The organism is Stenotrophomonas sp. Ps181, from assembly GCF_025697425.1.
GTDB classification, from domain to species: Bacteria; Pseudomonadota; Gammaproteobacteria; order Xanthomonadales; family Xanthomonadaceae; genus Stenotrophomonas; species Stenotrophomonas sepilia.
In genome coordinates this window covers 97,543-112,417 of record NZ_JAHWBI010000006.1, presented here as the reverse complement: position 1 = coordinate 112,417, position 14,875 = coordinate 97,543, and the positions used below count along the sequence as shown (strand labels likewise).

Sequence of the window (14,875 nt, the reverse complement as noted above, 5' to 3'; positions counted from 1 at the left end):
CGGAGTTGTCCATGCGTCGCCGCGTCCTTGCCATCGCATCCTCCCTCGCCCTGCTGGCCGCCCCGGCCTTCGCGGCGCCGCACACCACTACCCTGCCCCCGGCGTCGCTGGCCACCGCCGCACAGCTGCGCGACCAGGCGCTGGCCGATGACACCGGCTGGAAGGTGGTCGAATCGCTCACCACCGAGATCGGCCCGCGCATCGCCGGCAGCGAGGCCGACGCCCGCGCCGTGGCCTGGGCCGAAGCCAAGTTCAAGGCCCTGGGCTTCGACAAGGTCTGGAAGGAGCCGGTGACATTCCCGAAGTGGGAGCGGCGCAGTGAACACGCTGCGGTGACCGGCAAGAACCCACAGCCGTTGCAGATCACCGCACTGGGCGGCAGCCCGGGTGGCACCGTGGAAGCCGAGGTGGTGCGCTTCGCCGACCTGGCCGCGCTGCAGGCCGCACCAGCGGGCTCGCTGAAAGGCAAAATCGCCTTCGTCGATTACCAGATGCTGCCCTTCCGCGATGGCCGCGATTACGGCCGCGGCGGAGCGATCCGCAGCAAGGGGCCGTCCGAAGCGATCCGCAAGGGCGCGGTCGGTTTCCTGATGCGCTCGGCCGGCACCGACTCGCACCGCGTGCCCCACACCGGCATCACCCGTTTCGATGACGGCCTGACCCCAGTGCCGTCGGCCGCGCTGTCGGTGCCCGATGCCGACCAGCTGGCGCGCCTGCTGGCGCGTGGCAGCACCACGGTGAAGGTGGCGCTGGACTGCGGTTGGGACGGCACCGCCACCTCCTACAACGTGATCGGCGAGATCACCGGCCGCAGCCTGCCGAAGGAAGTGGTGGTGATCGGTGGTCACCTGGATTCGTGGGACCTGGGCACCGGCGCGGTGGATGACGGCGCGGGCGTGGGCATCACCATGGCCGCCGGCCACCTGATCGGCCAGCTCAAGCAGGCACCGAAGCGCACCATCCGCGTGATCGCGTTCGCCAACGAGGAACAGGGCCTGTACGGCGGCAAGGCCTACGCCGAAGCGCACGCGAAGGACGTGGCCCTGCACCAGCTGGCCGCCGAGAGCGACTTCGGCGCAGGCCGCATCTACGCCTTCAATACCGGTTCGCCGAATCCGGAAGGCTCGCGCGAAGCGACGAAGCAGATTGCCGAAGTGATGAAGCCGCTGGGCATCGAGTACCAGGCCGACAAGGGTGGCCCGGGCCCGGACGTCGGCCCACTGGCCGCCAAGGGTGGTGCGTGGGCGTGGCTGGCGCAGGATGGCTCGGATTACTTCCACCTGCACCACACCGCCGACGACACGCTGGACAAGATCGATCCGAAGGCCCTGGCGCAGAACGTGGCCGCCTACACCGTGTTCGCGTATCTGGCGGCGGAAGCCGATGGCAGTTTCGGCAGCGAGGCCAAGGCGACCACGCCGCCGAACGAATGATGCGGTGACGAAGGGAGGTCAGCCCCCTCGCCCTTGGCGAGGGCGCTGACCCCTGATCGGGTCAGCTCTCCCAGACCCGCGTATTGCGCATGCCGATCGTCTGCGGGTTGAACAGCGGATCACGCTTGCTGTGCCTCTGCTGCTCGTAATCACGCAGCGCCGCCAAGGCCGGTTTCTGCAGCAGAAGGATGGCGATGATGTTCAACCAGCTCATCATGCCCACGCCGATATCGCCCAGGGCCCAGGCCACCGTCGCGGTGTTGATTGCCGAGTAGCCTGTGGCAGCCAGGAACAGCAGCTGGAAGGCGGTGATCGTCACCCGTCCGGGACGATCCCGGCACAGGTAGCTGACATTGGTTTCGGCCATGTAGTACAGCGCCAGGATGGTAGTGAATGCGAACGGCAGGATAGCGAGCGCAACGAACGACCTGCCGAAGCCCGGGAGCGCCGATTCCACCGCGTGCTGCACAAAGCGTGGACCGGCCTCGACCCCCGGCAGATTGCCCAGCAGCAGGCGCGCTTCATCGGGAACCCCCTTCACCGCTGGGTCGTAGACGTTGTACAGCCCGGTGGACAGGATCAGGAAAGCCGTTGCGCTGCACACCACCATGGTGTCGATGTAAACCGAGAATGACTGCACCAGGCCTTGCTTGACCGGATGCGACACTTCCGCGGCGGCGGCCGGATGCGCTCCACTGCCCATGCCGGCTTCGTTGGATAGCACGCCGCGTCGCACGCCCCACTGGATGGCGGTACCGATCATCGCGCCGAACGCCGCATCCACGCCGAATGCACTGCGCAGCACCAGCATGATCACCTCCGGCACCTTGTCCGCGTTGAACACCATCACCAGCGCCGCGACCAGCAGATAGGCCACGGCCATGAGCGGCACCACCCATTCAGCCACGCGCGCAATGCGCCGCACACCGCCGACAAGGATGGCGCCGAGCACCACCAGCAGGACCGTGGTGGTGGTGGCCACCGGCACATCCCAGGCCTCGTTCACCGCACTGGTGATCGCATTGGACTGGGTGCCGGCCAGCATCGCGCCCGCCAACACCGTCACCAGTGCGAACAGCACGGCATACCAGCGTTGGCCCAGGCCTTTTTCGATGTAGTACGCCGGGCCGCCCCGGTACTGTCCCTTGCCGTCGCGGTCCTTGTAGATCTGCGCGAGCGTGGACTCGATGAAGGCACTGGATGCGCCAAGGAAGGCAACGATCCACATCCAGAAGATCGCGCCGGGGCCGCCGAAGGCGATGGCCATGGCGACGCCGGCGATGTTGCCGACGCCCACGCGGCTGGACAGCGAAAGGGACAACGCCTGGAAAGGCGACACCCCGGCATCGGAACGCTCATGGCGGAACATCAGGCGCAGCATGTCCGGCAATGCACGCAACTGGATGAAGCGTGTGCGCACGCTGAAGTACAGGCCGGCGAGCAGGCACAGCACCACCAGGTAGGGGCTCCAGACGACGCCGAGGATCGTGTTGACGATGGATTCGATGTTCATCGGCGGCCCCTCAGAAGAACATGCCCAGGGCAACCTGGGGGCTGACGATTCGACTGGTGTTGCGGCCCGCCACGCTGAACTCCACGCCGGCGATCAGGCCCAGCGTCGGGCTGAAGTGGTACTCGACCGCCGGCGCCAGGGTGACGCTGCGGCTGGCCGGGCGATGTTCGTCGATACGCTCGAAGGCACCGCTGGCGTTGCGCGAGAATCCACTCAGGCGCTGTCCGGTCTCACGGCTGGCGGCTACTTCCATCACACCTACCCAGCGCGGATTGAAGCTGTACTCGGCACCCACCGACAGGCCCAGCACCGAGCCGCGGGAGATGTGCCCCTGGAAGCTGTCATCGGTACCGTAGACGCTGGCCCCGGAAATCGCCGTGCGCGACGGCGCCGGCCCGGCGCTGAGCTGGGCACGCCAGCGCAGCGGGCGATCGTTGCCCAGCCACACCACCTGCTGCATGCCCAGCGCCGCGGTGGTGCGCTGCACGCCGTCGCCCTGCGCATCGAGCGGATTGCTGGTGATGCGGTCATGGCTGCCGGTGCTGAAGCGCTGCACCAGCGCGACCGAGATGGCCGGGCGCGTGCCATCGGCGTTGGGTGCCTGCAGCAGGTACTGCAGGCGCGCGGTGGTATCGCCAGCGCGGATACCGCTGCTGCGTGCGCTGCCCTGTTCGGCACGCGAAGCACTGAGATTGACCTGGCCCATCACCCGGTCGCTGAAGCCGTAGATGATCGGCACCACCGTGGCCCATGCACCGCTACGCTGCCCACTGCGGCGGCGATGGCCGCCATCGTCGTAGTGATCGCGACTGTCGACCCGCACCAGATAGGGTTCGATGTACCAGTTGCCCTGCGGCAGGCCGGCCGGATTGGGAGTGATCAGCGGCCCGGTGAAGTTGACGCCGTCCAGGCTGCGTTCGCCGGCTGCGGCACGGCCGCTGGCAAGGACACTGGTCAGTACCAGCAATGCGATGAGGATACGGCGTGGGTGATGCATGGCAGCCTCTTCTGGACAACGTGGGATGGAGTTCCACCCTGCGTTGCCGGAAGCGGCTGACCAATAAGGAAACTTTCAAAACGTCATGCGCGCTTGACGCGTTTACCACCCCTGGAAGGGGTCAGAGCCCTCGCCTGCGGCGAGGGATCCGACCCGGGATACCGGATCAGCCGCGACGGCTCGCCCATTGCGCCAGCAGCACGGCCGTGGCCGAGGCCACATTCAGGCTCTCCACCGCGCCGCTGCCGGGAATCGAGACCTGCAGGTCGCACGCACCCGCCAGGCTGCGGTCCATGCCCTCGCCTTCGGCGCCCATCACGTACACCAGCCGCTCCGGCAGGGACGCGCGGAACACGTCATCACCGCCCTCGACCAGGGTCGCGGCCAGGCCGAAACCGGCTGCGCGCAGTTGCGCCATTGCCTGAGCGGTCTCCGGCAGCTGCACCAGCGGCACCGCTTCGGCACCGCCTTCGGCCACGCGCGCGGCGGCGCCGGACAGGGCGAGCGTGCTGCCGGCCGGCAACAGCAGCGCCTTGGCACCGAAGTGTGCGGCCGAGCGCAGGATCGCGCCGAGATTGTGCGGGTTGCCCACGCCATCCAGCCACAACGCCAGCGCCGGACCGTCACCGACCTGCAACAGCCACTGCGCCAGCGGCAGCGACGGTGCGCGCAGCATGTCGGCCACCACGCCTTCGTGATGGGTGGTGCCGGCGAGCTTGTTCAGGTCGCCTTCCTCGACCACGCGGTAGCCCACGCGGTTGGCCACGCACCACTTCAACAGCGGCTGCAGGCGCGGGATGCGTGCCTCCAGCAGGTACAACTTGCGCAGCGCCTGCGGCCGCGCTTCGAACGCAGCCAGCACGGCATTCAGGCCGTACAGACGCAGCTCATCGCTGCCACCGCGCCCACCACCGCCCGTGGCCGGCACCTCCGGGCGCGGCAACGGCGTTGCGCGCGGCGGACGGGCGGACGGGCGGCGGTTGTTCCAAGGGTTGTTCACTTACACACTCTCCTGCTTGCGCTGGCGCCAGAAATCGGCGTTCTTGATGCCCAGGGCATCAGGGTCGAACACCGGATCCAGGCCCAGCTTCTTCTGTCGTTCGTAGTCACGCAGGGCCAGCATCGCCGGCTTCTGGATGATGAGGATGGCGATGATGTTCAGCCAGGCCATCAGGCCGACGCCGATGTCGCCCAGCGCCCAGGCCAGGGTGGCATTGTGGAACGCGCCGAACACCACCATGCCGATGATGCCCAGGCGCAGCAGCAGCACGGTCAGCGGCCGCTTCCTGTTGTGGTTCACATAGCTGAGGTTGGTCTCGGCCATGTAGTAGTACGCCATGATGGTGGTGAAGGCGAAGAAGAAGATGGCCACCGATACGAACGCCGAACCCCAGCCCGGCAGCACCGCTTCCACGCCGGCCTGGGCGTAACCGGCGCCTTCGGGAATACCGGCCAGGCCCTGGAAGATCGGCGCGGCACCCTCCACCGGCGAGTACACGTTGTAGGTGCCGCTGGCCAGGATCAGGAACGCGGTGGCGGTGCACACCATCATGGTGTCGAAGTAGATCGCGAAGGCCTGCACGTAGCCCTGCTTGGCCGGGTGCGAGACTTCCGAGGCAGCCGCCGCGTGCGGGCCAGAGCCCTGGCCGGCTTCGTTGGCGTAGATGCCGCGCTTGATGCCCCACTCCACGGCCAGGCCCATCATGGCGCCGAATGCGGCATGCGTGCCGAAGGCACTCTTGAAGATGATGCCGAACATTTCCGGCACGCGGTCGTAGTTGATGATCATGATGATGATGGCCATCAGGATGAAACCGGCGGCCATGAACGGCACCACCACTTCGGCGAAGTTGGCGATGCGCTTGACGCCACCGAAGATCACCACGCCCAGCAGCAGCGCCACCACGATGCCGATCCCCAGCTTCAGCGCCTGCACCGATTCCATGCCGAAGGCCTGGCCATCGAGCGGGCCGCACAGCGCGGTGCCACGGCAGGCGTTGATGATGCTGTCGGCGATGGCGTTGGCCTGCACGCCCGGCATCAGGAAGCCTGCGGCGATGATCGTGGCGATGGCGAAGGCCAGCGCATACCACTTCAGGCCCATGGCCTTTTCGATGTAGTACGCCGGGCCACCGCGGTAGCGGCCTTCGGCGTCCTTGGTCTTGTAGATCTGCGCCAGGGTGCATTCGACGTACGAAGTGGATGCGCCAAGGAAGCCCATCACCCACATCCAGAAGATCGCACCGGGGCCGCCGAAGGCGATGGCGGTGGCCACGCCGGCGATGTTGCCGATGCCCATGCGGCCGGCCATCGACATGGCCAACGCCTGGAACGAGGACACACCGGCGTCGGATTTCTCACCCCTGACGGTGAGGCGGCACATCTCGAAGAAGCCACGGATCTGCATGAAGCGGGTGCGCAGGCTGAAGAACAGGCCGGCGCCCAGGCACACGAAGATCAGTGCCTTGCTCCAGATGATGCTGTTGATGAAGTGTACGGTTGCTTCCACGCGCGCTCTCTCCAGTCGGCGGGTTGTAAGGACGTCCCGTCGGCTGGAGGGGACCGGTCGATTCTCCCTGATCGAAGGCCGCTGCGGTAGCGCTGTTTTGCAGAGCCGAGCCCATGCTCGGCTTGGGCCCCCGAGGGCAGCCGAGCATGGGCTCGGCTCTACAGCGGCCAGCCCGCGTGTTCAGGGCAGCTGCGTGCGCACCCGGGCGAAACGGCGCAGGTCGTGCAACACGCCGCGCTTGTAGACCGCGCAACGCTCCACGCCCTCTTCCCGGAAGCCGTTCTTCTCCAGCACCCGGGCCGAGCCGAGGTTGAAGTCGACCACGGTGGCCTGCAGCCTGAACAGGCGCAGCTCATCCATCACCCACGGTGCGAACAGGCCGACCACCCGGGTCATCAGGCCCTGCCCCCAGTAAGCCTGGCCAAGCCAGTAGCCCAGTTCGGCGGTATGCCCACGCTCGGCCACGCCCTGCTGGGCGCTGATACTGCCGCAGGCCTGGCCGTCGATCTCGATGGCCAGGTTCAGGGTGCCGGCGGCCAGCACGCGGCCGGCGAGGAAGGCCTCGCCATCCCCGCGCGTGTACGGGTACGGGAAACGGTCGCGCAGGCCGCGCGACACCTCGGGGTCGTTGGCATGGCGCAGCAGCGACTCCAGATCATCCGGGCGCCAGGGGCGCAGCTGGAAGCCGTCACCTCGAAGTGGGGTCAGAGCCCTTTCCCTTTGGGAAAGGGGTCCGACCCCGTCAGCGAGCGACCCGCCCCCGCCGGCGTGCCGGTCAGGCATGACCGCCCACCGACGGCGATTCCGCTTCCTGCTTCTCCAGCTCGCGCTTCACCGCTTCCGGCGAACGGGTGTACGGCGCCAGCCGCGCGTAGAACGCCGGCACCACGAACAGCGACAGGAAGGTCGAGAGGGTCACACCGAAGATGATCACGATGCCGATCGTGCCACGGCTGGCCGAACCAGGACCACCGGCGACCACCAGCGGGATCGCGCCAACCACGGTGGCGATCGAGGTCATCAGGATCGGGCGCAGACGCACCATCGCCGACTCGATGATCGCCTCGCGCACGCTGCGCCCGTCGTCGCGCAGCTGGTTGGCGAATTCGACGATGAGGATGCCGTTCTTCGCGGCCAGGCCGACCAGCATCACGATGCCGATCTGGCTGAACAGGTTCACGGTACCGCCACTCACCCACAACCCGACCAGCGCGCCGAGTACGCCCAGCGGCACGGTCAGCATGATGGTGAGCGGATGGATGAAGCTCTCGAACTGCGCCGCCAGCACCAGGTACACCACCAGCAGCGCCATCGCGAAGGTCAGCAGCACCGCGCCGCCGGCGCTCTGGTACTCGCGCGATTCGCCCTTCCAGTTCACCTGCGCGTACTGCGGCAGCTCTTCCTGGGCTACGTTCTGTGCCCAGGCGATGGCCTCGCCCAGCGGATAGCCCGGCGCCAGCCCGGCACTGATGGTGATCGAGCGCAGTCGGTTGAAGCGGTTCAGGGTGCCGGCCTCGGCCACTTCACTGAGCGTGACCAGGTTGGACAGCGGCACCAGCTCGCCGGAGTTGGCGCGCACGCGGATCGCGGCCAGGTCGGCCGGGCTGGCGCGACCATCGCGACCGGCCTGCACCAGCACGTCGTACTCCTCGCCGTTGTCGACGAAGGTGGTGACCCGACGCGAACCCATCATGGTTTCCAGCGCCGAACCGATCGCGGTGACCGGCACGCCGAGATCGGCCGCACGCTGGCGATCGATGTTGACCCGCATCTGCGGCCGGGTTTCCTTGTAGTCCGAGTCCGGGCCGACCAGGCCGGGATTGTCGGCCATGCGCAGCAGGATGCGGTCGCGCCACTGCGCGATCTCGGCATATTCCGGGCCGCCCAGCACGATCTGGAACGGTTGGCCGCCGCTGCGCACCAGGCCACCACCCACCTGCGTGCGTACGCGCACGCCGCGGATGGTATCCAGTTCCTTCTGCAGTTCGTTGGCGACTTCGGGCGTACCCTCGCTGCGCTGGCGCCACGGCTGCAGGAAGATGCTGACGCGGCCGGTATGCATTTCCTCGCTGGCGCCCCAGCCGCCCGGCACGCGGGGGTTGGCACGCACGATCGGCTTGTCCGGGCCGACATGCGGTGCCAGCAGCGCTTCCACCTGCTGCACCTGCTGCACGGTGTAGTCGTAGCCGGCGCCTTCCGGGCCGTCGATCATGATCTGGAACGAACCGCGGTCTTCGGCTGGTGCCAGTTCCGACGGCAGCAGCTTGAGCAGGCCCCAGCTGGCGGCCAGCGCAGCCACCATCACCAGCAGGTAGATCCAGGTGCGATCGACATGGTGATCGAGCACCCGCCCGTAGGCACCCGCAAGGCGTTCCAGGTTGCGGTTGATGAAGCCGTGCAAGCCTCGCGGGGCCTGCCCGGTGTGCGGCTTGAGCAGCTTGGAGGCCATCATCGGCGTCAGTGTGAGCGCAACGAACGCGGACAATGCCACGGCAGCGGCCAGCGCCACGGCCAGTTCGCGGAACAGGCGCCCGGTGTTGCCTTCCAGGAAGCCGACCGGCAGGAACACCGCCACCAGTACAGCGGTGGTGGCGATCACCGCAAAGGCGACCTGCGCGGTACCGCGCTTGGAGGCCACCAGCGGTGGCTCGCCCAGGTCGATGCGGCGCTGCACGTTTTCCACCACCACGATCGCATCGTCCACCACCAGGCCGATGCACAGCACCAGCGCCAGCAGGGTCAGCAGGTTGATCGAGAAGTCGAACGCATACAGCGCGATGAACGCCGCCACCAGGCAGACCGGTACCGTCACCGCCGGGATCAGCGCGGCACGGAAGCTGCCCAGGAACAGCCAGATCACCGCCAGCACCAGGATCATTGCTTCCACCAGCGTGGCGTAGACGCGGTCCACTGCCGCTTCGATGAAGGTGGTGTTGTCGAAGGCGACGAAGATCTGCGTGCCCTTGGGCAGGGTCAGCGCCACCCGCTCGGCCTCGGCGCGCGCGGTGCGTGCCACGTCCAGCGAGTTGGCGGTGGAGGTCTTGACGATGCCCAGGCCGATGCCGGGCTCGCCGTTGCTGCGGTAGTACGCGCGGCGTTCGGCCGAGGCCAGCTCGATCTTCGCCACGTCGCCCATGCGCACCACGTAACCGTCGCGGCCCTTGCCCAGCGGGATGGTCGCGAAGTCTTCGGGCTTGATGTAGTTGCGCTCCACGCGCAGGGTGAAATCACGGTCGGTCGACTCGATGCGGCCGGCCGGCAGCTCCACGTTCTCGTTGCGCAGTGCGGTTTCCACGTCGCCGGTGGTCAGCCCGCGCGCGGCCAGCTGGTCGCGGTCCAGCCAGATCCGCATCGCATAGCGCTGGCGGCCGCCGATGCGGACCTGGGCCACGCCATCGAGGCTGGAGAAACGATCGACCACGTAGCGGTCGGCGTAGTCGCTCAGCTCCAGCGTGTCCATGGTCGAGGACACCATGTTGAACCAGATGATCGGGTCGGCATCGCTTTCGACCTTGGCGATTTCCGGCGGACGTGCTTCTTCCGGCATGCGGTCGGCGACACGGCTGACCGCATCGCGCACGTCGTTGGCCGCTGCTTCGATATCACGGTTGGAGGTGAACTCGATGCTGACCTGCGAGCGGCCGTTGGTGCTGCGCGCGTTGATCGTATCGATGCCTTCGATGCCGGCCAGCGCGTCTTCCAGCACCTGGGTGATGCGGCTTTCGATGACCGCCGCCGACGCGCCGGTGTAGTCCACCGACACCGAGACGATCGGAGGGTCGATGGCGGGCAGCTCGCGCAGGGTCAGGCGGGTGAAGGACATCACGCCCAGCACCAGCAACAACAGGCTCATCACCACGGCGAACACCGGCCGCTGGATGGAAACGTCGGACAGCTTCATCCGCCGTGGCCCTCGGCCGCGACCGGCGCCGGCGCGTCAGCCGGTTTGGCGCCAGAGGCCGGTGCGGCGTCCTTCGCAGCGACCTTCAGGCCCGGACGCAGCTTGCCGGTGCCATCGACCACGATGCGCTGGCCCGCTTCCAGGCCTTGCCGGATCTCGACCACGCCGGCACGACGCGCGCCGGTGACCACGTCCACCCGCTCGACGCTGTCGTCAGCCTTGATGCGGTACACGAAGGTATCGCGGCCGACCTGCACCACGGCGATTTCCGGGACCACCAGCGCCGGGCGCTCGGGGCGGAACAGGCGCACGTCCAGCAGCATGCCCGGGCGCAATGCGTGGTCGCCATTGGCGAAATCGGCGCGCACGGTCACCGCACGGGTGGCCGGATCGATGCGCGCATCGATGGTGCTGACCACGCCCTCGAAGGTGCGGCCCGGCCAGGCCACACTGGTGGCACTGACCTTGTCACCAACGCCCAGCGCAGCCAGTTCCACTTCCGGCACCTGGAAGTCGACATGCATGTGCTCGATGTCGTCGAGCGTGGCGATGACCGTGGTCGGGGTCAGCAGCGATCCCGGACTGACCTGGCGGATGCCGAGCACACCGGCAAAGGGCGCACGCACGCGTCGGTCACCAATGTCTGCCTGCATCTGCATCACGCGTGCCTCGGCGGCGTCGCGGATCGACTTCTGCGTATCCAGCGTGGCGCTGGACACCAGCCGCTGGGCGGCCAGTTCGCGCTGGCGCTTGTACAGCTGATCGGCTTCATGGAAGGTGGCCTGCGCCTGCACCAGTGCGGCTTCCTGGGCCTGCCCGCGCAGCGTCACGATCGGCGCACCGGCGGCAATGTGCTGGCCGCTCTCGAAGTGCACTTTTTCGACGATCTCGCTCACTTTGGCAGTGACGCTGATCGACTCGCGCGCCTTGGCCGTGCCCAGTGCCTGCAGGGTGTCGTTCCACTGCGTGGGCTGCACGACCTGCGCGGTGACCGGCACCGCTTCGCCCTGCCGACGTGCGGCGGCCTCCTGTTTGCCTGCGCACCCGGCCAGCACGGCCAGGCTGAGGCCGAGGGCCAGGGTCGAAGCGATACGAGCCAACATGAACGGTCCTGATTGATCCACGGCCGCCGAGTGTAGGCAAGTGCCCATAAAAGCGGTATGTGCCAAGCGTTTACCGGCGTGGAACCAAGGCTGCGATAGCGCCTTGAACCCGTTCCGTGCAAGCCTGCCATGGGCGGTGTCGGCGTGTGTCGGGGTGTATCCAGTGGTGCACCACCGCGGCCGTCATCGTAGAGTCGAACCTGCCCGACCGAGGGCGTCGGGCGGGGACGGATCCTGGCGGGGATCCGGCCCCGTTTTTTTTTTGCCCGGCGGATCAGTACCGGTAGTTCAACTTCATCCACACGCTGCGCCCCGGCTCGTTGATCCGCACCGGGTCGGCCGGGAAGCCGAAGTCGGCGCTGCCGGCCAGGTTCAGGTGCTCGCTGTAGGCGCGGTCGAACAGGTTGTCGACGCCGGCGCTGAGCTGCAGCTGCGAACTGAAACGGTACGCCGCGTTGAGCGCGAAGGTGGCAAATCCAGCGCTCGGCCCGAGGTCCTGCGCGACCACGTTGCCCTGTCCATCTGCGACACGATGCTGGTGGTTCACCGCACGCAGCAGCGCACCGGCGCTCCAGCGCTGGCCCTCCCAGTTCGCACTCAGGCGCGCTTCCAGTGGCGGCATCTGCGGCAGCGGACGCTGCTGGTCGCGGTTCTCTCCCCAGGCATAGGCCAGCGTGCCGCCCAGCTTCCACTGCTCGGCCAGGCTCACTTCCAACCCGGCCTCGGCACCGGCAATGCGCGCCTCGACGTTGCTGGCCTGGCTCATGCCCGTCATGCCGCTGCCGTGATAGGTGAACAGGATGTAGTCCTGGATCTGCCCGGCATAGGCCGAGACCCAGGCCTGCACGCGCGGTCCCTTGTACTGCAGGCCCACGTCGAGCTGGGTGGTGCGTTCCGGCTGCACGCCAGTGAACGCGTTCACTGCGCCGGCCGGGCCGTGGTTGGGCGAGAACAGCTCCCAGTAGTCGGGCATGCGCTCGCTGTGGCCGAGGCCGGCGTACCAGGTCAGGCCGTCGGCCAGGTCCTGCTCGTAGCGCAGGAAGCCACTGCCGAGCCATTCCTTGCGACGCTCGCCGGCGGTGGGATTGGGCATGTTCCCCATCATCCCGCGGATCGACTGCCGCTCGTCGCGAGCGCTGGCGCGATCGATACGCAGGCCGCTGATCCAACGCTGATCGGTGCCGGCGCCGAGGGTCAATTCGGTGAACACGCCATAGCGGCGGAAGCTGGCATCGGTCTGCCACGCCGCTTGGCGGTAGGTGCCGCGGCCCATGCCCATTCGCCCACGATGGCGGCTGTCTTCGCCATCCAGGCCCGCCACCAGCTGCACGTCCTGCCAGCGCCACTCGGCACTGCCCCGGCCGCCCTGGGTGCGTCGGTCCACGTTCGATGCCATCGGCATCGGCATCATGCTGTGCGGGTTCGGCGTTCGCAGCGTGTAGTTGTCCATCACGTGGTCGGCCTCGTTGTAGTACACGTTGGCCTGCACCGTGTCCCACGCACCCGGCAGGTTGCGCTTCTCGAAGCGCGCGGCGTAGCTGGTGCGTTCGAACGCGGCACCGTCCATGCCGCGCCCCGCGTAGCGTGCGATCGCATCGCCGGCACCGGCGGAAATTTCCAGCAGCGTATCGGCCTCCGGCGTCCAGCCGATCGCCACGTCACCGTTCCATTTGCGCCACTTCGATGGCACCACATCGCCGTGGCCGTCCTTGTAGTCATCGGCTTCGGAACGGTTGCCACTGGCGCGCACGTAGCCGGTCGGGTTGCCCAGGGTCAGGTCCAGCACCTGGTCGTTGCGGTTGCGCGAACCGACCAGCGCACTGGCATCGGTACGCAGGCCCGGTTCCTCGAAGCGCGGCGTATCGCGTTCGAAGCGCACGGTGCCGGCCGAGGCACCTGCCCCCCAGCGCACGCTCTGCGGGCCCTTGATGATGGTCAGCCGGTCGAAGCTCTCCGGTGCGATGTAGGACAGCGGGTTGTCCATGCGCGAGGGGCAGGCGCCGATCAGGTTGCCGTCATTGCTGAGGATGTTCAGGCGTGAACCAAACATGCCGCGCAGCACCGGATCACCGTTGGTGCCGCCGTTGCGGATGGCGGAGAAGCCAGGAACGGTCTTCAGGTAATCGGCGCCGTCACTGGCAGGGACCGGCTGCCGCGGCAGGCGTGGATCGGTCACCCAGTGCAATGGCGACGAAGGCGCGGCGGCGGTGACCACCAGCGTGTCGAGAGTACGCGCCTCTTCGGCAGGCGCGGCGTGGACCAGCGTTGCAGCCACGGCAAGGCCAAGGGCAACCGGCAGGCGCACGCAGGCACCCGCGGGGCGGGAAGTCATTTTCATCGGAACAGCTCCAAGGTACGCACGCGCACACGGCGCCCGGTCAGGCGTCGTGCGGCGGATTCAATAGGAAAATCAGCGGGCGATGGAGGACCGCGGTGGCCCACGCGCGGCGTGTGCCGGCCAGCGCAGCGCGGGCAGTACCTGCTGCGACCACGGGAATACCAACCGCGGCCGCCACAGCAGTGGCAACAGCAGCACCAGTACCGCCAGCCACGGCAGCAGGCGCATCGCCAGCACGCAGTATTCGCAGGCTTCGCCGTGCATGGCGTGGGGATCGGCCGGGCGGCTGGGTGCTGCCGGCGAAGCGCCATGCAGGTCGTGCCCGGCCAGGGTCATGTCGTGCATGTCATGTCCCATGGCAGCGTGGTCCATGCCCGCCATCGCGGTGTGGTCCATCGGCGGCGCCTGCAGCGCGCGGCTGACCAGTGGCGCAAGCACCATCAGCAGCGTCGCCAGGACGGCGAGCTGGAGCAGGAGGCGCTGCGGGCGGGACAGGCGGGTCACCCCGCTAGTGTAGAGGTGGGTCCAAGGTTGCCTGTGCGACGAACCGTCGCAGGAGGGGGTTTATCGGCAGGGCTGCGCCCTGCACCTGCAGAGACCACGTCCACGGCAAGAGCCGAAGCAACAGCAAAAGCGGGTTCCTGTGGGTAGGCGGGGTGGGGCCGGTTGCGGGGGACGTCGTAAATACGTCCATGTAGGCTCGGTCGCCGCATCCATGCGGCTCACGCCCCCGCAACCGGCCCCACCCCGCCTTCGACAGTTTCCTGCGGTCTGTTGGAACGGCTTTGGGGTCAGATCCGTTTTCCGACGGAAAACGGATCTGACCCCAGATGTACTTCGATATCTGACAGCTTTCATCCACGCATGGCGTGGATCTACCGTGTCGACCAAGGTCGACACCTACCAACGGCCGTCGGAATCTGTCAGAGGTGGGGCGGTGTGGGCAGGCAGGACCGTTGGCGCCATGGATGGCGCCATCGAGCCCCCAGGGATGGGTTTACGGCGTGTCCTGCCTGCCCACACCGCCCCGCCCCCCACGGAAGCCAGCTGTTGCTGTTGCTTCGGCTGTTGCTGCTGCTTC

Annotated in this window: 10 protein-coding genes; 1 reads left to right on the top strand and 9 read right to left on the bottom strand. The window is 67.6% G+C overall.

The window, feature by feature from the left end:
• The first annotated feature begins 11 nt into the window (after window positions 1-11).
• The gene (locus KXV01_RS14900) at window positions 12-1,433 is read left to right on the top strand and encodes a M28 family peptidase (protein ID WP_019660192.1); all 1,422 of its coding nucleotides are present in this window, start codon (window positions 12-14) and stop codon (window positions 1,431-1,433) included.
• Window positions 1,434-1,494: 61 nt separating this feature from the next.
• Here KXV01_RS14900 and KXV01_RS14895 read toward each other — a convergent pair whose 3' ends face one another.
• The 9 genes from KXV01_RS14895 to KXV01_RS14855 all read right to left on the bottom strand — a co-directional run bounded on the left by KXV01_RS14895 (window position 1,495) and on the right by KXV01_RS14855 (window position 14,298).
• Window positions 1,495-2,946: an alanine/glycine:cation symporter family protein gene (locus KXV01_RS14895; RefSeq protein WP_049412703.1), complete on the bottom strand. Its 1,452-nt coding sequence runs from the start codon at window positions 2,944-2,946 to the stop codon at window positions 1,495-1,497.
• Between the two features lie 10 nt (window positions 2,947-2,956).
• Complete coding sequence (locus KXV01_RS14890) at window positions 2,957-3,943, bottom strand: hypothetical protein (protein ID WP_100478673.1); 987 nt, start codon at window positions 3,941-3,943, stop codon at window positions 2,957-2,959.
• A gap of 166 nt (window positions 3,944-4,109) precedes the next feature.
• A complete protein-coding gene (locus KXV01_RS14885; RefSeq protein ID WP_164284497.1) occupies window positions 4,110-4,943 on the bottom strand; it encodes a TrmH family RNA methyltransferase in 834 nt (277 codons plus the stop codon).
• On the bottom strand, window positions 4,944-6,452 hold the full coding sequence (locus KXV01_RS14880) for an alanine/glycine:cation symporter family protein (RefSeq protein ID WP_049438457.1): 1,509 nt from the start codon (window positions 6,450-6,452) through the stop codon (window positions 4,944-4,946).
• Between the two features lie 180 nt (window positions 6,453-6,632).
• Window positions 6,633-7,235, bottom strand: coding sequence for a GNAT family N-acetyltransferase (locus KXV01_RS14875; protein WP_111096917.1), 603 nt, complete (start codon window positions 7,233-7,235; stop codon window positions 6,633-6,635).
• Window positions 7,228-10,353, bottom strand: coding sequence for an efflux RND transporter permease subunit (locus KXV01_RS14870; protein ID WP_049412712.1), 3,126 nt, complete (start codon window positions 10,351-10,353; stop codon window positions 7,228-7,230). Before KXV01_RS14870 ends, KXV01_RS14875 begins: the two co-directional genes overlap by 8 nt.
• Window positions 10,350-11,456, bottom strand: a complete 1,107-nt coding sequence (locus KXV01_RS14865; protein WP_049412714.1) for an efflux RND transporter periplasmic adaptor subunit — start codon at window positions 11,454-11,456, stop codon at window positions 10,350-10,352. Before KXV01_RS14865 ends, KXV01_RS14870 begins: the two co-directional genes overlap by 4 nt.
• 274 nt (window positions 11,457-11,730) lie before the next feature.
• Window positions 11,731-13,794 (bottom strand): TonB-dependent copper receptor, encoded by a 2,064-nt coding sequence (locus KXV01_RS14860; protein WP_111096918.1) that lies wholly within the window; start codon window positions 13,792-13,794, stop codon window positions 11,731-11,733.
• A 72-nt stretch (window positions 13,795-13,866) separates the two neighbouring features.
• The gene (locus tag KXV01_RS14855; RefSeq protein WP_111096919.1) at window positions 13,867-14,298 is read right to left on the bottom strand and encodes a DUF2946 domain-containing protein; all 432 of its coding nucleotides are present in this window, start codon (window positions 14,296-14,298) and stop codon (window positions 13,867-13,869) included.
• Between the last annotated feature and the right edge of the window lie 577 nt (window positions 14,299-14,875).